At 57.4% G+C, this 19,563-nt stretch carries 12 protein-coding genes and 1 pseudogene; 4 read left to right on the forward strand and 9 right to left on the reverse strand.

Going from position 1 to position 19,563, the window contains the following annotated elements; genetic code table 11:
• Nucleotides 1–71 precede the first annotated feature (71 nt).
• The 3 genes from M8J71_RS20100 to M8J71_RS20110 form a co-directional block, all read right to left on the reverse strand.
• Complete coding sequence (locus M8J71_RS20100; RefSeq protein WP_256249560.1) at nucleotides 72–1,319, reverse strand: D-arabinono-1,4-lactone oxidase; 1,248 nt, start codon at nucleotides 1,317–1,319, stop codon at nucleotides 72–74.
• 286 nt (nucleotides 1,320–1,605) lie between these two features.
• Complete coding sequence (locus tag M8J71_RS20105) at nucleotides 1,606–2,646, reverse strand: proline racemase family protein (RefSeq protein ID WP_256249561.1); 1,041 nt, start codon at nucleotides 2,644–2,646, stop codon at nucleotides 1,606–1,608.
• Nucleotides 2,647–2,959: 313 nt separating this feature from the next.
• On the reverse strand, nucleotides 2,960–4,300 hold the full coding sequence (locus tag M8J71_RS20110; protein ID WP_256249562.1) for an ABC transporter substrate-binding protein: 1,341 nt from the start codon (nucleotides 4,298–4,300) through the stop codon (nucleotides 2,960–2,962).
• 976 nt (nucleotides 4,301–5,276) lie between these two features.
• On the opposite strand from M8J71_RS20110, the pseudogene M8J71_RS20115 reads away from it, so the two are divergent.
• Nucleotides 5,277–6,495: pseudogene (locus tag M8J71_RS20115) on the forward strand (AMP-binding protein); the annotation flags it as partial.
• 39 nt (nucleotides 6,496–6,534) lie between these two features.
• Here M8J71_RS20115 and M8J71_RS20120 read toward each other — a convergent pair.
• From M8J71_RS20120 to M8J71_RS20135, 4 genes are all read right to left on the reverse strand, one after another.
• A complete protein-coding gene (locus tag M8J71_RS20120) occupies nucleotides 6,535–7,893 on the reverse strand; it encodes an MFS transporter (RefSeq protein WP_256249563.1) in 1,359 nt (452 codons plus the stop codon).
• An 887-nt stretch (nucleotides 7,894–8,780) separates the two neighbouring features.
• Nucleotides 8,781–9,677, reverse strand: a complete 897-nt coding sequence (gene pdxS, locus M8J71_RS20125; RefSeq protein WP_256249564.1) for a pyridoxal 5'-phosphate synthase lyase subunit PdxS — start codon at nucleotides 9,675–9,677, stop codon at nucleotides 8,781–8,783.
• Nucleotides 9,678–9,737: 60 nt separating this feature from the next.
• Entirely contained in the window at nucleotides 9,738–10,331 is a 594-nt protein-coding gene (locus tag M8J71_RS20130; protein ID WP_256249565.1) for a short chain dehydrogenase, read from the reverse strand.
• Nucleotides 10,332–11,099: 768 nt separating this feature from the next.
• Nucleotides 11,100–12,644, reverse strand: a complete 1,545-nt coding sequence (locus M8J71_RS20135) for an APC family permease (RefSeq protein ID WP_256249566.1) — start codon at nucleotides 12,642–12,644, stop codon at nucleotides 11,100–11,102.
• A gap of 500 nt (nucleotides 12,645–13,144) precedes the next feature.
• Between M8J71_RS20135 and M8J71_RS20140 the strand changes: the two genes are divergently transcribed.
• From M8J71_RS20140 to M8J71_RS20150, 3 genes are read left to right on the forward strand one after another with little or no spacing between them, the layout of a single operon-like run.
• Nucleotides 13,145–13,918, forward strand: a complete 774-nt coding sequence (locus tag M8J71_RS20140; RefSeq protein ID WP_256249567.1) for an electron transfer flavoprotein subunit beta/FixA family protein — start codon at nucleotides 13,145–13,147, stop codon at nucleotides 13,916–13,918.
• A 12-nt stretch (nucleotides 13,919–13,930) separates the two neighbouring features.
• A complete protein-coding gene (locus tag M8J71_RS20145; protein ID WP_256249568.1) occupies nucleotides 13,931–14,902 on the forward strand; it encodes an electron transfer flavoprotein subunit alpha/FixB family protein in 972 nt (323 codons plus the stop codon).
• 42 nt (nucleotides 14,903–14,944) lie between these two features.
• On the forward strand, nucleotides 14,945–15,877 hold the full coding sequence (locus M8J71_RS20150; protein WP_256249569.1) for a cytochrome b/b6 domain-containing protein: 933 nt from the start codon (nucleotides 14,945–14,947) through the stop codon (nucleotides 15,875–15,877).
• A gap of 471 nt (nucleotides 15,878–16,348) precedes the next feature.
• On the opposite strand, the gene M8J71_RS20155 is transcribed toward M8J71_RS20150, so the two are convergent.
• A complete protein-coding gene (locus tag M8J71_RS20155; protein ID WP_256249572.1) occupies nucleotides 16,349–18,010 on the reverse strand; it encodes a CocE/NonD family hydrolase in 1,662 nt (553 codons plus the stop codon).
• Between the two features lie 449 nt (nucleotides 18,011–18,459).
• On the reverse strand, nucleotides 18,460–19,509 hold the full coding sequence (locus tag M8J71_RS20160) for a proline racemase family protein (protein ID WP_256249573.1): 1,050 nt from the start codon (nucleotides 19,507–19,509) through the stop codon (nucleotides 18,460–18,462).
• Between the last annotated feature and the right edge of the window lie 54 nt (nucleotides 19,510–19,563).

The raw sequence follows: 19,563 nt of genomic DNA on the forward strand, positions 1-19,563 counted from the left end.
CTCGACTTCACTGAATGACAGAGCCGCCCCAGTCAATAATGGCTGGAACGGCCTGATTCCAAGCGAACTGTTCAGATATCGAACATTTCGCGGAAGTGGTTATTTAGAAAAATTCCATCGGGGTCGAACTTTTGCCGGATCTCCAAGAACTTGTCGAGTGCGGGATAGAGTGCCCTTACCCGGCGGGCGTCAAGATAGTGCATCTTGCCCCAATGGGGCCGCGCGTCCCATTGCTGGAGTACGTGGTCTACTGCTTTGAGGAAGGAATGGTAGTCGCGCGTCAGGAGGCCTGACACCGAAATGGAAACTGTGTCCTGCTCGTACTGAGCAGAAAGGTAGGCGTTGTCTCGTTGTTGCCATCGGACCTGGACTGGCGATAGTTCTTCGGGAAACTTGTGCAGCATGAGATCCCTGACGGCAAGGAACGCGTCGCGTCCTTCATGGGCCGGCACCATGTATTCGAGTTCTACATAGCCGGACCCCTCGGCGTCGGATATGTCGGGGTAGACGAGGTGTGAGTGCCCTGTGCGATTTCCCCATTCGCCTGCAATCGAAGGCCGCTCGGAACCGTTTTCGTCCAGCTTTGGCACTTCAGCGAGAAATTTTACCCATGCATGGTCAGCGGGGATTGCAGGAAGGTCGTACAGGACGGATGAAGCATCTGTGGGAGCCCAAAAAAAGGAGAAGTGCCGGTATTGTTCAACACAGTCATCCCAGCGGTCGATCAGGTCGTCGACATGCAGGACAGTATTGTCCTCTTTGAGGCAGTATGCCGGGGTGACGCGCAGATCGATCTCGGTGACCACGCCGAGCAGGCCGATAGAAACTTGGGCTGCTCTGAGCAGTTGCGGTGTGCTCTCGTCGATATTGACGGTTTCGCCTGAAGCGGTAACGACCCGCATGCCGGTTATGGCTGACGACAGACTGCCGAAGCGTGCGCCTGAGCCTTTGGTCCCTGTTGCTGTTGCACCAGCGATGGTTTGGGCGTCAGTGTCGCCTTGGTTGAGGGTGGAGTATCCGGCTTCCCACAGAAGACGGCCCATATCCTTGAGGCAGGTGCCGGCGGCGATGGTTGCTATATTCTTTTCTGGGTCGATGCGGATGAGCCCGCTCATCGGACTGATATCGATCAATGTCTGGGTTTCGACGACTGGTGTGTAGGAGTGACCGCTTCCGGCGGCACGAACGGTTGAACCATTATGCGCTGCTGAGGAGACCAAATTCACCACGTCTTCGGCTGAGTATGCCCTCTGCCGTTTGGTGGGGACAAAGGTCTGGTTCTGGCCCCAGTTTGTCCAACTGTTCGTTGCCGATGTCATGTCCGTACTCCTTCGATAGATCACTCTTATTTGTTCCTTTACCTGAACTGTTGGACGGCGTCGCTTTGAGCCACGATCAGGAACTCAAACACCTGTCCACGGCAATGACACTGTCTATGCCGATGCTCGTCGTTACGGGGTGTTGAAGAATCTGCATTGCGGAGAAGACAAAGCTCCACGGGATAGCGATGGACATGATGGGAGTAGTGATCTTTCCGAGTGTAAACGGCCCATTATTGAAATCGCCGCGAAGGCCGAGGCCTGGTCGAGATCCCTAGTACTTCCATCAAAGCGGGAGTTCCGGGATGGAGAACCCGGCTCGCAGCGGATCGTCACCGTATATGTGTACCTTTCCGCTGCCAATCACGTAGCCCCGACCCGTTATCTTCACAGTTACTTGAAGGTTCGTGCTCAACTGCTCCACGCGGTCCACAAGCCCGGTGAAAGATTCGCCCAGGGGTCCCTCATGAGTTAGAGATTCCCCAGAACGCATGACCCCTCGGGCGACCAGCGATGCGATTCGCGCTGTCGTGCCCGTTCCGCAGGGAGAGCGGTCGACAGTCCCGGGTGCGACGATTACGACAATCGGCCAAGCCCCTCCAGGCTCCGGTGGCTCGTTGTAAAAGAGGACGTGATCCACTCGCCGAAACGATGCTGCTGAGGATTTTTCAAGTTTGCTCAGTAGTGCTATACCCATACTCTTCAGAGCGTGGATGTCCCTTTTGACGCTCATGCCGAGGTTCGTTGCATCTACAAGCGCAAAGTAGTTGCCCCCCCATGCAATATCAAACGCCACCTGATGGCCATCAGAAAGGTCAATTTCTTGATCCAGCGCAATGCAGTGAGCCGGGATGTTCGTAAAGGTCACACTTTTCACGCGGCCGCCGCCAACACTGGCTGCGGCCTCCACGAGCCCCGCCGGGGTCTCAATCACCAAATGTGTCAACGGTTCCGCCATAGAGATTGCCCCTGACTCCAAGAGTGCGGTGACTGCGGCGATAGTGTCACTTCCACACATGTCCAGGTAGCCATGTGCTTCCATGAAAAAAAGACCTATGTCTGCCCGCTCATCACCCGGTTCAACCAAGACGGCCGCGCTTGTAAGAGCACCACCGCGAGGTTCAAGAACCAAGGCAGTACGGATGTAGTCGAACCGTTCACGGAATTCGGCCTGAGCGTGAGCCACGCTTTTTGCCGCTAGCTTTGGGAAGCCTCCTGTGAGCACTCGAGTAGGATTTCCCCCCGCGTGGGCGTCAAGGACGTCCAAAGTAACCATGTGCGTCTCGTCAAGATCCGGAAACGTCTTATTTTCAGTGAAGGCACCCATGAGATCTCCTTTGGTTTTTGAAAAATGTAGTTGGGAAGCCCACTGGTCCCCAAGTCCAGCGCACTGCTAGGAAACGCTCCGATCGCAACTTTTTGCTGTTCGCAGCGTGTTCCCAGCTCTGCTTTTCGTCTCGCTGGTGTCTTAGTACAACAGCCTTGTGGCAACAACCAACTGGACTACGACTAGCGAGTTTGTCCGTTCGGTTTTCGCTTGCCTCAAGGCCAAGCTCCGTGCGGCAGCAAGACTCTGGTCCACTTCAGTCCTCGACCTCATGAGCCTGGCTCTAATATGGGCTTTATCGGACATTGACAGGTCAAGGCTGGAGCCAGATGTCCTGGTATGTATTGTTGCCCAATGGAAAACCCGAAATGTCTTCAACTACGCCGCCGACTTTGGGAGTGACTGCATCGATTATGGGGTAGAACACAGGGATGATGTTTCCTCCGCGGTCGTAGTCGATTTTCTGCATCGCCTGGACGTAGCCAGCACGTTCCTTGGCATCGAGTGTAGAAATGGCCTTTTGGAATAGCTGGTCGTATTCATCATCATGGAATGCCGTGGCATTGAAGGGAGCGGTCGAAAGCGTAGCTCCCGCAACGTTGGCCAGATACGGCACGTAATACCAGTAGTCCTGGGTGAACGGTGCCTTCAAATAACTCTGAGCGAAGAAAGTCGTTGCTGTCTGGAATTCCACCGATACATCGATGCCCGCCTCTTTCGCCTGGGCTGCGAAGAGAGTAGCGACGCTGCGCTGCGCCGGAACGACATCATTTGTGATCAGCGTGAGCTTCAGGTTTTGATGTCCGGCCTCAGTGAGCAGCTCCTTGGCTCTGCCTACATCCCGGTTCCTCGGGGGAACGCCGGCGGAGAGTGGGTCGTCCACGCCGAATACATCATTGGCGATTGTCCCATAGCCACCGTAGACATTTTGGTTAATCTGCTGGCGGTCGATCACCAAGCGGAGCGCCTCCCGTACCTTTGGGTTATCGAAAGGGGCTGTGTCGCAGCGCACTGTAATGGGCGCCCACGCGCCGGTCTTGGAAATAATCACTTGGTAGTTTCCCGCTTGGACCTGACGTACCGACTGGGCAGAGAGGTAATTGATAGCCTCTACCTGTCCATTTTGAAGAGCGTTCACCTGGGTGGTTTCGTCCGCCATGTTCAGGACCGTGATCTGATCCAGGTAGGGTTTGCCGGAATCCCAATATCCGTCAAAGCGCTTCACGGAGCTGCTGACGCCTGGTTTAAAGGAGTCCAGGACAAACGGGCCAGTGCCCACGGGCTTGTCAGCCGTCCAGTTTCGAGGAGCCATGTAGTAGAAAGGCAGTGCGGCGAGCACTTCTTCGAGAATAGTAAAAGGCGAATTGAAAGCCAGTTCCAAAGTCGTGCTGTCTACTATGCGGGAAGCGCCGATGTTGATCGGCCCCAAAGGCACTGCCCCTTGGTAGTTGTTCTCAACAATGCGCCTGAAATTCCACAACACGTCTTCGGCCGTGAACGGATTGCCATCATGCGTTCTGGCATTAGGGCGCACTTTTACTGTCCATTTCGTGCCTTGCGCGTCAACCTTCAGGGACTCCGCGAGGAAGTACTTGATGCCTTTTCCGTCATGAGAAAGCTTGACCAGCGGATCATAAACCTGGGGCAAGCGCATGTAGTCCGTATTACTGGTTCCCAAATGGGGGTCCAGTGTGTCAGTAGCGGCGCCCCCAGAAGCACCGACACGCAAGTGACCACCTCGCTGGGCTGGTCCCGACGGGCCTGAAGGCCGGGGTGAAGTGTTCCCACCCGACGTGCAGGCACTGAGGCTGACTCCCAAGGCTCCTACACCGAGCGCGCTCAACTGCATAAAGCGCCTGCGTCCCACATCCGTAAGTTGTCCTGAATGCATGATTGCTCCAATTGTCTGCCCACCACAGGGTTCAGTTGCGGCAGCAACCGCCGGCGGGGTCGTGTACATGTAAAGGATAGTGGAAGTAACCATTTCTGGATAGTGCTTTAGGGGTAATTGTGTAGTCCGGCAAGGCTGAAGACGCAACTGAGGCGAAAAATGGCAAGAAATGGCAAGTTGATATGGCCATTTTAATCACTCGATGTTACCTTATACGGTAGGTGGCGCGCTCGGTGCCGCAGCTAAGAAGATGATCTGTCCTCGGATCACCAGCGGCGACAACGGCGCGTACTAACCGCCACAGCTAGAAACGATGGGTGTTTATGCTCGAGAAGTTTCTAGTCCTCCACGGACATCGTCAGAAGCTGCTGAACGGCGTAACAGGGGACAGAATCAGAGGTTCATCCCTAGAGAGGCCCGCCACCCGGGTGCGGAGATCGGGGTCCGGGACGCCGTCCGCTCGGCACTAAGCAAAGGTGAATCAGTCCGCATGGCTGGGTCGGGCCATTTCTATACCCCTGTTGTTGATGCTGAAATACGTGTGCCACTTTAGGCTTGCGGACTCCCGGCGTCGCCAGAACTTGCCGGTCCTCTTCCGCCCGCACAAGTGCGGCTCGGGGCTCGATATCTCTGCCGCCCAGCTACTCATATGGCCGAACCCTGTTGTTTCGGAAAGAGGTTCTGCGACGAGGTTGTGCTGAAAATGTTGCAACGGACAATCCAGGCTAGCTACTACAGAGCAGTGCCAGCAGCACCGGTGCAGGTCGCAACCACCGATCCGCTTTACATCCTTTATACTTCCGGAACCGCCGGGGCTCCCAAAGGAGTAGTGCGCGATAATGGCGGCCACGCTGTGGCGCTCAGCTGGACGATGGAGAACATGTACGACATCGGACCCGGGGACGTGATGTAAACAGCTTCGGACGTGGGCTGGGTGGTGGGGCACTCCTACACCATCTATGGGCCGTTACTGGCAGGCAGCACGACAGTCCTCTTTGAGGGAAAACCCGTGGGTACACCGGATGCGGGGGCTTTCTGGCGCGTCATCCAAGAACACCAGGTCAATGCGCGGTTTACCGCCTCCACCGCTCTGCGCGCCATTCGGAGGGCTGACCCGGGCGCGAGTCTGCTGAAGGATTACGATGTCTCCAGCCTGCGGACTCTTTTCGCTGCCGGGGAACGGTTGGACACGGACACATTTCAGTGGGCCATACAAGCACTGGGTGTCCCGGTGGTAGATCACTGGTGGCAGACCGAGACAGGCTGGGCTATTTGCGCAAACCCGGGGGAATGGAGCCATTGCCGATAAAGGCAGGTTCTCCAAGCGTGCCCATGCCAGGGTTCAAGCTCAGAATCGTAGACGGCATGGGGGTGGACGTCGGAGTTGAGACAGAAGGCAACATTGTGCTCTAACTGCTGCTTCCTCCGGGCGCACTTATGACTCTCTGGGGTAACGACGAGCGATATATCTCATCGTATTTACGGGCGTTCGAGGGCTGCTATGCCACAGGAGGCTCCGGATATCGCGACAAGGACGGATACGTATACGTGATGGGTCGAACAGACGACATCATCAACGTCGCCGGCCACCGGCTCTCAACCGGAGCCATAGAGCAGATCCTCGGACAGCACCCTGCGGTCGTTGAATGTGCGGTAATCGGCCTCTCGGATCCCCTTAAGGGCCAACGGCCGAGCGGGTACGTGGTGCTCAAGTCGGGAGTGGAGTTGACGGAAGAACTTTTGGTCCAAGAATTGATTGCTTTGGTCCGCCGGGACATCGGAGCCGTTGCCGACTTCAAACAGGTGGCAGTCGTGGAGGCCCTGCCTAAAACGAGATCGGGCAAGATCCTCCGGAAAACCAGCGTCAGATCACAGACGGAGAGGACTACGAGGTGCCCGCCACCATTGAAAACCCCAAAGTTCCGGAGCACGTGACTAACAAGCTCCGGCAGGCGTAGACGAGGACCGGCAAGTTACTCCGTCGCGCCTGCTGGATCTTAATCCCGCCCTGCAAGAAAGTCAGCTGGCAAAGCCTTGGACCTCCTGCTGGCCAGAGCGAGGGAGCCGGCCGGTAGTAGTGTCAAGGCGACCATGATCGCTCCAACGAGTGCTGGCCCACGCATCCCGAGTGGGGACTCTAAGGTGACTCGTGCCATGGCCGTGCCCAGGGCGGTGCCCGCGTTGAGAGCGGAAATGCTCAGTGCAGAGCCCAGGGTAGCTGACTGGCCGGCAAATCTGACCGCGAGGTGGATCAGGAGGCTGTTAGCGCTTAGGCCGAACAAACCCAGCATTGTTACAAGTGCGACGGCCAGCCAAGGCGCATCGCCCGACGAACTAATCCCAAGTAGCAGGATCGCTGTGGTGGCTGGCGTAACTAAAATGATCAAACTCCAGTGAGCGTCACCGAAACGACCGATAAGGAGCGTGCCGACGACCAAGCTAAGTCCGAATCCCGTCAGCACTAGCGGGACTTGGGGTCCAGCGATTCCGACGTAATCGGTGAGTATTGGTGTGATGTATGCATAAGTAGCAAATACGCCGGCGGAAATTGTGGTGCAGGCAGCTAATACCAGCCAGAGACGTCCCGACCGGACACCATAAAACTGGCTCACGAATGAATTCGACGAATGGACTGGTGCGACTTTCGGGACCAGTGAAGCCACGAGGACGGTGGCTAGAACCGCGGCTCCCGCCAGCACCCAGAACGTTCCTCGCCATCCGATCAACTGAGCAACGAAGGCGCCGGCGGGAACGCCAAGCACTGTGGCAACGGCGCCACCAGTACCTACTACCCCTACTGCGCGGGCGGCGGATGACGGCTCAGAGGCTGCTGTGGCCACCACGGCGGATACCGACCAGAACGCACCTGTGGCTAGAGCACTGACGAACCGCGCCACCAAGACCGCTGTGAGGTCTTGGCCTACGGCTACGATCACATGCATCACGATGAAGACAATCAGAGCCGAAACCAAAGTCATACGCTTCGGCATCGCTATAGTAAGCATTGCCATCAGCGGCGCGCCCACGACCATCCCGATAGCAAAGGTTGTGAATAAGGCCCCGGCCTCGGCCACTCCAACTTCTAGGTCTTCTGCGATCTGCCCGAGAACGCCGGCCACCACAAATTCACTAGTCACCATGAGAAAGGCGCCTACCGCTAGTACGTAGACAACAAGCGGAAGCCGGGAGCGCCGTTTACTGCTTGAATCCTTGTGCCAAGCCATCGACGGAGCGACCTCAAGTTCATTGGCTTCACTCTGCATGTAGGTAGTCCTCGCTGCAAGGAACTCGTCATAGAGTCCGGGGTGGTAGGTGACGCTATTTGTTCGCTCGATAGTCTCGCGAAAGACGGCCACTAAGGACTCTTCCTGATAGCCGGTGATGAGGGAGAGAAGTCGCCAAGCTTGCCATAATCCCCATCGGGGGACGTAGGAACAGCAAGCTTTCCCCTAAAGGTTGCCTCCCTTTTGAAGAAGCACTGCGTTCGTTTGAGACAGTCCCTGTGGGGGAGAGGAACCACGGCGAGGTGATAGTCCCTACCTACGGACCGTGCGTCCGCGGGTAGTACCGTCAAGCCGAGGTCAAGGATATAAACAGAGGTACTGTTCCAAAGGGATCCACGATGACGATGACGAAAAGTGTGGCTGGGACGGAGATAAGCAGACTGCCCGCTAATCCAGTTCATCTGGCTCCACCGTTCGCTCCGGTCCCACTGCTGTCATCATGCTTCCGAAGCGACAGCTGCACCAGTTCGCGGACGACCGCATCTATGGCTTCTGCCCGGCGCGCTTTTCTCCCCTTGGGCGTGTGTTGGTTTTTGGACTCCCGTCTACGGGAGCCAATGGTGCCCAAAGGGCGCAGCTGGGCGGGTTGAAGACTTGCTGTAGCGAGGGGGTCGTAAAATATCACATCGGAACTCTGCCGACCCGAGCTAAGGTAATGAGGAAGATGCAACATATCGTTTCTCGTGGCTCTGGAACGCTCCCTTAGGAGGACAACGATGCTTCCGTGGACGTGAGTAGCTTCGCTACAGGTTTGGAATTCGAACCTTGGTCTTCGCCCCCATGCTGCCGTTTCTGCCTGTCAGGTGGTTCCATTCATTCCCCTCGGTCCGGATAAGCCACAGCGGGCAGAGACCAGGTCTCAGCGTCATCGCGTTCTCGGCATGGAGTCAAAGCCGTCCCTTCGAGCATGGACTTGCCCGGAAGGAACGCCTCTCACCTCCAGGTTCGCCATGGCTGAATTACCAGCCGCGTTGGGCGAGGCGGTGGGGTTGGGGGATCTCGTCGACGTTGATGCCTACCATGGCTTCGCCCAGGCCGCGGGAGGCCTTGGCGATGACGTCGGGGTCGTCGTAGAAGGTGGTGGCCTTCACGACGGCGGCGGCACGCTGGGCGGGGTTGCCGGACTTGAAGATGCCGGAACCGACGAACACGCCGTCGGCGCCGAGCTGCATCATCATGGCGGCGTCGGCCGGGGTGGCGATGCCGCCGGCGGTGAACAGGACCACGGGAAGCTTGCCGGCAGCGGCGACTTCCTTGACCAGTTCGTACGGGGCCTGCAGTTCCTTGGCCGCGACGTAGAGCTCGTCCTCGGGCAGGGCGGCGAGCTTGGCGATCTCGGAGCGGATCTGGCGCATGTGGCCTGTGGCGTTGGAGACGTCGCCGGTGCCGGCCTCGCCCTTGGAGCGGATCATTGCCGCGCCCTCGTTGATGCGGCGCAGCGCCTCACCGAGGTTGGTGGCACCGCAGACGAAGGGAACGGTGAAGTTCCACTTGTCGATGTGGTTGACGTAGTCGGCCGGGGTCAGGACCTCGGACTCGTCAATGTAGTCCACGCCCAGTGACTGCAGGATCTGGGCTTCGACGAAGTGGCCGATGCGGGCCTTGGCCATGACCGGGATGGACACGGCGTCGATGATCTTGTCGATCATGTCCGGATCGGACATGCGGGAGACGCCGCCCTGGGCGCGGATATCGGCCGGAACGCGTTCCAGCGCCATGACAGCAACGGCACCGGCGTCTTCGGCGATGCGGGCCTGTTCGACGTTGACGACGTCCATGATGACGCCGCCCTTGAGCATCTCAGCCATGCCCCGCTTCACGCGGCTGCTGCCCGTGCGGGTCTGGTCGGTAATCATTATGCTCCGTAGCTGTAGTGGGGGCAGCGAGGTTACAACGTTAGTGTTGACGCGGTCTCGTTAGCCGAGTGAAAAAATACGACCGGTTTGGATTCCGTCAACGGATTTCACGTACGCCTGTCCTACGACTTCGGCGGGGACGCGTGAAAACCCGGGGAAGTAATCGTGATAATTGGTTGCTTCCTCCAAGACGGAAGGACTCACGGCGTTGATACGCAGTCCACGCGGGAGTTCTGCAGCTGCAGCCATAACGAATGACTCGAGGGCGCCGTTGGCCAAGGAAGCGACGACACCTGTATTGATGGGCTCTCGCGCCAAGACGCCAGTCGTGAGCGTCAGGGAACCTGCGTCGTTTAGATAGGGCACGCCCAGGCGCACCAGGTTGACCTGGCCCAGAACTTTGTCTTGGATACCCTTATTGAAGTCTTCTTCGGAAAGATCTGCCATCGGCTTGAATGGGACCGAGCCCGTGCACGCCACAATCGCATCGACTTTGCCGACCTTCTCGAACATTTTTTGAATAGACACTGAATCAATCAGGTCGACTTCGACATCTCCCGAACGCGAGGCGCGGATGACTTCGTGCCGTTCCGCCAAGGCGTTCGCGGCTGCCGTTCCCAAACGTCCACTCGCACCAACGACCAAAACTTTCATACGGATCTTCCTGACTCTTATAAAACTGTTTGCGTACCTAAAATGTGGGCAACGGCGGCCCACCTGGGGCCTTAACGAGGCGACGGAATAGGCAACGTCGGTGGGAGTACTTTGACATCGTCACAACTGCAGCCGTGCATGAGGGTGTATCACGAGGACTCAGCCGTTGGTCCGTGCAGCACACCTCTATCAGTTGAAGGGAGCCATTCAACAGGGGAGCCCCCCATAGCTGGCATTAGGGTCCCTTCGCTAACGTAATGTTCCTTGCCTGCGCGGATCAGCGCTGGAGTTTGCGACGTACCACCACCCGCTTCGGGGGAGTGTGCCGATGTGCGAATAGCACTTGAGAGGGGCTGGCTTAGAGCAGAGGCTGGCGCCTTTTCATGGGTGCTCCCGAATGCGGAGTGAAGGACCGTATCCAACTACATTAGCGGCGCCGTACACCCGCCGGTTCATTCCATATGTCCAAGCAGCCGGGGCGTGAGACTCCAAATGTCAATAGGCGCAGATGGAACGGTTTGTAGCTCTGGTGAGCAGAGGCAGGCGTCAGCAGAGAAGTCCATTCCGAGCCCAGTGACATCCTGACAAACTCTGAAAGCGACAACGAGCATGACCGTCACCAACGAACTTCCTGTTCTGCCCTACTGGAGTCGAAGCCGAAGCGCTTTCCTCAGGAGGCTGCACTGCTCCCGTTTTGCATCGGGTTGACTGCGGCTCAAAAAAGCAGCGGCCCCGGATCTCGGAGCCGCCGCCTTCAGGATAGGAGTCTTACTTCGACTGGCTTAGGAGCCTTGCAACCTCGATCGCGTCACCCTCAGGCGCCGTGGACTTGCGGTGCGGCTTGGCAACCAGCATGTAGACGGTGCCTACGGCTACGACGGTCAGGAAGCCGATAAGGGCAATCCACCTGTCTGTGAAGGCCAGGCTTTCGTCGCCTGACGGCATTGACAGGACAACGATGGCCGCCACTCCATACACAAGTGCCGCCACGTTCACCAAAGCTCCCCATCTTCCGAGATTCCAAGGCCCTGCCGGCTTCCATCCCTTTGAGCGGGCACGCAAAGCAGCGAAAACTACCATTTGGAATGAGAAGTAGACAGCGACGACTTGGAAGGCTGCGATCCGGAACAGCGAGTCGGGGAAGAAGAGCACAAAAACGATCAGAAGGACTGGTACTACGTTTACGGCCAGAAGGGCGTTCACCGGAACGTGGCTGCTTTTCTTAACCTTCGCTAGATGGCGAGCCCCCGGGAACATGTCGTCGCGGGCGAAGGAATACACCAACCTGCTGACCGCTGTCTGTTGCCCCATAACCCCGGCAAGGAACGAGGTCAGTGCAACAACGATGAACACCTTGGAACCGAAAGTTCCCAGTGTGTCCTGAAGGATGTTGGGGATGGGGTTGGTCGTCTCCCCGCTGACAATGCTTTGCAGGTTGGGAGCGGCCAGCACATAGCCGGCAAAGGCAAGGAAGGCAGAGCCGCCGCCCACAATGACCGTAAGGGCCATGGTGCGGGGGATCATACGCGCGGGGTTGGGCGTTTCTTCCGCGATTTCGCCGCAGGACTCGAAGCCGTAAAGCATGTACAGGCCTACGAGAGACGCGCCTAGGAACGCTGCGACCATGCCGTTTTCGGACACGGTACCCATGGTGTCGAACAGGATGGACAAGTCGTTCTTCCGTTGGAAGATCAGCAAATAGAGGCCGAGGAGAATGACACCTGCGAGTTCTGCGAAAAGGCCGATCTTGGAGATACGTGCCAGCGTACGCGTGCCGGTCAGGTTAAACAGAAGGCAGATTACCAAGACCACTATTGCAATGAAGGACTTTTGCAAAGGTGACGCCGATACGGAGGGCTCTTCCGGCGTGCCCAGGAAGAGACTTGCCACGAAATCGGCACTGAACAGCGCGGTCGTTGTAATGCCGATAGTGATGCCTGCCGTGTAGATCCATGACATGAGCCAGGCGTACGATCCGCTCCATAGACGACGGGCCCACTGATACAGGCCGCCGGCCAAGGGGAACTGCGAGACAACTTCCCCAAAGACCAGTGCAACCAACAGTTGGCCTACGCCAACGATCAGGATCCAGAAAATGGATGCAGGGCCGGCTGATGTGAGGCCGAGACCGAAGATGGATACGACACCCACCATTGGGGAAAGGTAGATGAATCCGAGAGCAAAGTTGCTCCAGAAGCCCATCTTCCGGTCGAGCTTTGGCTCGTATCCTAGGGCCCTGAGGTGGTCGTCGTCAGACGATACTTTTATGCTTGACTTTTGCACCGCATCGGCGCTGTTTGTTGGGCTAGACATGGGAGCCTCCGCATGCTGGGCGGTCTGGTCCAGGGGCTTATCCTGACTGGACGCAAACCTCGATTGGTCCTTGACGAACATGTTCCGTCACTTTCAGCCCGGCTAGGCATTCCGCCTGCCAGCTCTTGAATAAAGGCTAATCTGATTTACCGTTAATGGCAATCGGTCTTTGTGACTTTCGACACCGGACCACCTCCGCCGCGTCATGATCCCCCGAGTGGGGGGGGGCGGCCTGCCACTTCCCATACCGCCCCTCAAGTGAACCATCGAACTGAAAATCCACTATCCTTAACGGCAAAAGTACATTACCATTATCGGTATGTTGACCCTCCGAGGAGGGTGTTGGGATAAGAAATACATCCGGTCCTGAGCCGTCCACGGGAGCCGGTCTGGATCAAAATCCGAGGTGCGGTCTTACGTCGCGCACAGCCGTCGCACACTGGCTTTGGATGTCAGAGTGACCAGCACTGACTCAGCCACCAATTCGAAGGAGTTGCAGAATGAAAATTGTTGTACTGATCAAGCAGGTAGCGGATACGGCGGAAGAACGTCTACTCGACGTCAACACCGGCCGCCTCGATCGTGAGGCGAGTGAGGCAGTCTTCGACGAGATTAATGAGCGGGCTTTAGAAGTTGCCCTGCAGTACAAGGACTCGAACAAAGGTACCAGCGTGGTCCTCATGTCCATGGGTCCTAAAGATGCCTTGGAGGCACTGCGCCGGGGCCTGTCTATGGGCGCTGATTCTGCCGTCCACGTATTGGATCAGCGCTTGGAGGGTGCTGATGCAGCAAAAACGGCTTCTGTTCTCGCAGCCGCTCTTAGGACGGTTGACTTCGATCTAGTCTTGGCGGGCAATGAGTCCACCGATGGCCGCTCCGGCGTTGTACCGGCCATGGTCGCCGAACATTTAGGCCTTCCGCTGCTTGGCGGCCTGATGTCGGCCGAGATCACCGAGGGCGATGTCCGAGGCCAACGCCAAGGTGAGGACGGCGTCCTGCAGCTTCGCTCAAGCCTTCCTGCCGTCATCACAGTGACGGAACGCTCAGCCGAGGCCCGCTTTCCAAGTTTCAAAGGCATTCTCGGCGCAAAGCGTAAGCAGGTCAACGTGCTCAGTCTTGAGGACCTGCCGCCGCTAAACGAGCAGGGCGCTTCCCGCACTGTTGTTCTCTCAACCCAAACCCGTCCCGCACGCAGCGCCGGCAGGAAGATCATCGACGACGGCACCGCAGCAGAGGAACTTGCAGAGTTCCTGGTCACCAACCGCTTGGCTTAAAGGAGAAATGAAATGTCAAATGTACTAGTCCTTGCCGAAGTTACCCGTGCTGGTTCCGTCAGCGGTTCTGTCGGCGGTCTTTTAGCCGCGGCGGCCAAGCTTGGTTCGCCCATTGCACTCGTATGCGGCCTGGACCCAACCAACCAGGATGTAGTCGAGTACTTGGGCAGTCTCGGAGCTGAAACGGTACTGTTCGCGAAGAATAGCGGGGCGGGGGATCTGCAGGGGGCACTACCCGTCGAAGCGCTAACTGCGGCAGTCAGGGAGCTGCACCCAGTTGCCGTGCTGATTTCCAATTCCCCTGACGGGCGAGAAATCGCGGGACGACTGTCGGTACGGGTGGGGACAGGTGTTCTCGCTGATGTAGTTGATATGAAACTGATCGACGGCCAGGTTGTGGCGACACATTCGGTATACGGCGGAAAGTATTCTGTTGATGCAGTCATTGAAAACGGGCTGCCCGTCCTGACCCTGCGACAAGGGGCTGTTGAGGTCAAGGCCGCTGGCCCGTCGACCGCCACGGCCGGAACACTTGAGGTTACCGTTGATCCGCGGACGGCCGCAGTGGTGGACTCATATTCTCCTGCCTCCGCTTCTGAACGTCCTGAGCTTCGAACTGCCGACAAGGTCGTATCGGGCGGGCGCGGTCTCGGGTCCAAGGGAAACTTCGTTCTCGTGGAGCAACTTGCGGATGCCCTTGGTGCGGCTGTAGGTGCCTCACGGGCAGCAGTGGATGCAGGTTACGTGCCGCACGCCTATCAGGTTGGACAGACAGGCGTATGGGTCTCGCCCAAGCTCTATGTCGCATTAGGCATCTCGGGCGCTATCCAACACCGGGCCGGGATGGAGACTGCCAAGACCATCGTTGCCATCAATAAGGACGAAGATGCTCCCATTTTCGATGTTGCAGACTTTGGCATCGTCGGCGATGTCGATGTTGTGGTGCCCAAACTGATCAGTGCGCTGGAGTCCCGGTCGGTCTGACGCTTACCACCACTCACGGAAAACAGAAAGGCGCGACTAGCAATGTCACCAACTAAGGCGGCTGGGAAGCTTTTGAACAACCCACGGTCCAGGCTCTACTGGGGCGTACCCGCAGTTCTTCTCGCGCTGCTTGCTGTCGTCTTCGTAGCCAAGTGGCTGACAGGCCTCGGTCCTGTAGCTGAATTCATGAGGACCTACCCTGGCCACTCGGAACTGCCGCCGGACACACCCACGGGCATGCCCGCATGGTTGTCCTGGCAGCATTTCCTTAACGGGTTCTTCCTACTGTTGATTATCCGGTCCGGGTGGCAGGTCAGGACGATGGCCCGGCCGTCAGGGCACTGGACGCGCAACAACAAAGGATTCATCAAGACGAAAAATCCGCCGAAAAAGATCAGCCTGGAACTTTGGTTCCATCTCACGCTGGATGCCTTGTGGGTTCTAAACGGTGTGATCTTTGTGGTTCTGCTCGCCGTCACCGGCCGTTGGGTCCGTATCGTTCCGACAAGCTGGGATGTATTTCCCAACGCTTTATCGGCGTTGTTGCAGTACGCCTCATTCAACTGGCCGACGGAAAACGGATGGGTCAACTACAACTCCCTGCAAGTCCTGGCCTACTTTGTAACGGTGTTTATAGCGGCTCCGCTGGCACTAACCAGTGGCCTTAGGATGTCGCCCGCATGGCCCGCCAATGCCACGAAGCTAAACCGTTTCTACCCCATCGAAATCGCTCGGGCTGTTCATCTTCCGGTCATGATCTACTTCGTCATCTTTGTCGTAGTCCATGTTTTTCTTGTCCTCGCTACGGGCGCCCTGCGGAATCTCAACCACATGTACGCAGGAACAAACGATGACGGGTGGGCCGGCCTCATCGTGTTCGCTGTATCTCTCCTGATCATGCTGGCAGCATGGTTCGCTTCCCGTCCACTGCTGCTTCGGCCTATAGCTTCGACGATGGGAAAAGTTTCCCGCTAGGCAGGCAGTCCGCCGAAAAAGCACTACCCTCGGTCCCCTTCCGGTGAAGGGGACCGAGGCCCTTAAGGAGGGACGCGTGCCCTCTTTCCAAGAACCTAACTGCCTTCACCGGGAAAATAATTCGAAGTTGCAGGGTAGGCAAAGCCCTTGCGAGGACTGAAGACTCTACCGTTGTTCCCTGCTGATTCGGCTAAGTAACGGCTGCGGCTGCGGCTGCGTTGCTCAGAGGCGAGCCGCGGAGCCGTCCGTACCGTTGCTGAGTGGATGGGCGGCGGCGTAACGGAGCAGCGCGTTTGGTTGCTGCAAGGTGACAGGCCGGGCTGCCTTTCCAGGTATGGAGGACACTTTCAACGACCTGCATTTGTCGAGTACGTCACTTTCGAAACCCGAGAGCGGAGCCGTTGAACTGGTTATGGAAAAATATGAACGCTCCAAACGTCCGGGAGCAGTTCAACGGCAGGCCTCTCCTGCCTATGAAGCGGGCACGATTGGAAGGGTCAGGAAGGACTGGTGGCCGCCACCAAGATGGATTATTTGGTTGGCTACCCGCATCTTCCCGGTTTTGAGCCCGTCTGCCGTGTTGAGGTTTCGGTCCCATCGCGGGAAACAACTGGATGTTACCTGTACGCGTATCCGGTGTCCCTTTTTGAACAACATGCTTGTAGACCACAGGTCCACTGCCACTGATGCGGTCTCGCCGGGTTCCCCATTTACCCTGGTGATTCCATCAGTGACAACGTATGAACGGCCATTCGGATGAACATCACACAAGCGCACCACCCAGTCAGTGGTCCGTCCATCTGTCTGGGCTGAAAGGGTGGCACTCACGCGGCCTGTGACCTCAACGTTGTCGTTCAAGACGTCACTTGTGAACACAAGTACGTCCTCTCGATCCTCCACCTGTCCTTGGTCTATGGCGCCTGCGGAAGGGCTAGGAACAATGAAGCTGGCACCGCCTACGGAAGGGACGGGATCTTGAGGGTCGTACGAGAAGGTCACGGATGAAGCCGTGCTGTCCGCCTGCGCCTTAAGCGCCGCTCCGGCGCCTAGGAACCAAGGTGTTTCGATGGCTCGGCGAAGTGGCCATTCCGCCTCTGACCGCCATTCATTGGCCCCCATGACGTAGATCTTTACGGGCAGCTCATCGTTGGGTGCCTTACCATCCGTCAACCATGAATGCAGCCAGTCAAAGGTGAGCTCTAAGATTGAAGTTGTGTAATCAAGGGCAGACCCGTTTCCGGCGAAGCCAAAGTTGATATCACCTTGTTGAGCGGTCATGACGGTGTGACTCCAAGGGCCGATGACCAGGGTTGCGGGAGTTTTTTCGGCAGCAGCGCAATAGTTGTCTATTGTCCCTTGGATGAAGACGTCGTACCAGCCACCTATGTGCAGGCTCGGGACGGTGACCTTCTCCTGATGAGGTGGAACATCCGCCACCGCTCTCGAGTCGGGACCCGAGAGATTGGGAAGCTCGTATCGAGTGATGACGGCATCAGGCTGTGTCGGTAGTTCCCAATAAGTTGGTCCTGGAATCCCATCTGAGGCTTCGGCAAGCATCCGAATGTGCTTGTCCAGTTCGTTACTGTTGTGACCATGGCGGCGGATAACCTGGTCGAATCCCATGAAAACGCCCCAACTGCGGACGAGCCCCACTTCATTAGCGCCTCCCCGTGCTCCCAACCCATCGGCGGTTTCCCGAAAAGTGAAGGACGGGACAATTGCCTTTAGCGCAGAAGGCTGCCGTCCGGCAGCTTGCCATTGCACGTTTCCCAGGTAGCTGAGGCCCCACATGCCGACAGCGCCGCTAGCACCGGAAAGGGAGGCGGCCCATGCGATAGTGTCCTCGCCGTCCGGTGCTTCGGCCATGAATGGCCGGAAATCACCCTCGGATTTGAATCTGCCTCGAACATCTTGAACGACGGCAATAAAGCCACGACGAGCGGCCAACCAAGGGTCAAGAAACAGGAGTTCGGGAACCTCCCCCTTGTCGTAGGGCGTTCGAGCGACGATAACAGGCCACGGCCCGTCTCCTTCTGGACGGTAGACGTCGGCTTGCAAAATGACTCCGTCTCTCATTGGAACCGGAACGTTGTACTCAATTTTCACGCTGTCCATCAGCTTCTTCACCTTCACCTTAAGCTCTTTACCTTTGAAGCGAATGTTTCTTTAGGCGCTGACTCCGGGGGCGATCGCTAGTGCAGTGATCGGAACGTTCCCTCGAACAGGGGACTAAGTTCTCTGCCCTGAATCAATCCGACCGAGCATTCTTGGCGCTCGTTACGCGCACATGGAATCCAGCCGTTTTCGGCGGTGTGGCTGATCTTACGTTTCAAGAGTTTGGGCGATACGCCGGCGCCCTGAGAGTTGGCCGTCGTCTTATCTGCAACGCCCTTCGCCAATCACGTTTAGCGGCATCGCGCTGGTCCTCGAACAACGAACTAGATGGATGAATAGAAATGCTCCCCGGGAGTCGGATCTGAATTTCTCCGTCCAACTCCCGGGGAGCAGTTCCCTTCGTAAAACCTTGTTCTGCGAATGCTCCACCCTGCCCGGTGCAATCGGCTATATGGCCGTGACCAGAGTCAGGAATCAGCCATCCAGGTGTCTCCCATGGTGAACCCGTTGGGGAAAGGATCGCTCGGATCAAGTCCTAGGGTGTTGATTGACGTGATCCAGGATCGGCCCGAGATGCTTGGGATAACCGCATCGTACGGTCCAACCTTCACGTTCTCCTCGATCCGGGCGTCAAAGGTGGTATCCAGGATGGACTCATTACGGAACGTCTGCCCCTGCTTGATCTGTCCCTTAGCACTAAGCACCGCAAGCCTGGCCGAAGTACCGGTTCCGCACGGTGACCGGTCCACCCGTCCCGGGGAGACGATAACAGCATTCCGGGACCGGATAATCTCGCTGCCATCCGGGTCAGTTTCGGGCGTCAGGGGACCGGCGAAGAGTGTCTGTGTGATCCCCGGAATCAGAGGATTGATGGGGTGCTTTACCTCGAGCTGCTCTGCACCTGCCTTCTTGATCTTCTGGCCGAGCTCACACATGAGGCGTGCGTCTTTGGATTCCAGGTGCACGCCCGCTTCTTCCGCATCCACGATGACATAGGTCATGCCACCGTAAGCGACGTCAACGGTGAGCGTGCCCAAGCCCGGCACCTCAAGAGGCGCTTGCAAGTGATAAACAAAGGCTGGTTGGTTGGTCAGGCGCGTCCTGACGACTTTGCCGTCCTTGCATTCACATTCGACCTTGATCAGTCCTGCCGGTGACTCGAGCACGATCTCAGTTATCGGTTCCACCATGGGCAGCATTCCGGTCTCGAGAAGCACAGTGGCCACGCACATGGTGTTCGATCCCGACATTGCAGGATACTCAGTGGATTCGAGAATCACGTATCCGAGCGATGCTTCCGGGTTGTTGGAGGGCAAAACGATGTTGGCATTGTGCCAGACTGCGCCCCGGGGTTCGAACAGTAGAAGCTTTCGCAGCTGGTCCAGGTTGTTTTCGAGGTATACGCGCTTGTCGAACATTGTCTCGCCGGGAACGTCGCCGACGCCTCCGGTGACGACCTTGCCGCTCTCGCCCTCAGCGTGACAGTCAACAACAGTCAGGGTGCGTGAAAATCGCACTGGTGATTCCTTTCGTAAGAGGCTTTAGGGCCTTCGATGATCGCGGATGGCTCG

The sequence above is a fragment of the Pseudarthrobacter sp. R1 genome (genome assembly GCF_024494415.1).
In the GTDB taxonomy this organism is placed as follows: Bacteria; Actinomycetota; Actinomycetes; order Actinomycetales; family Micrococcaceae; genus Arthrobacter.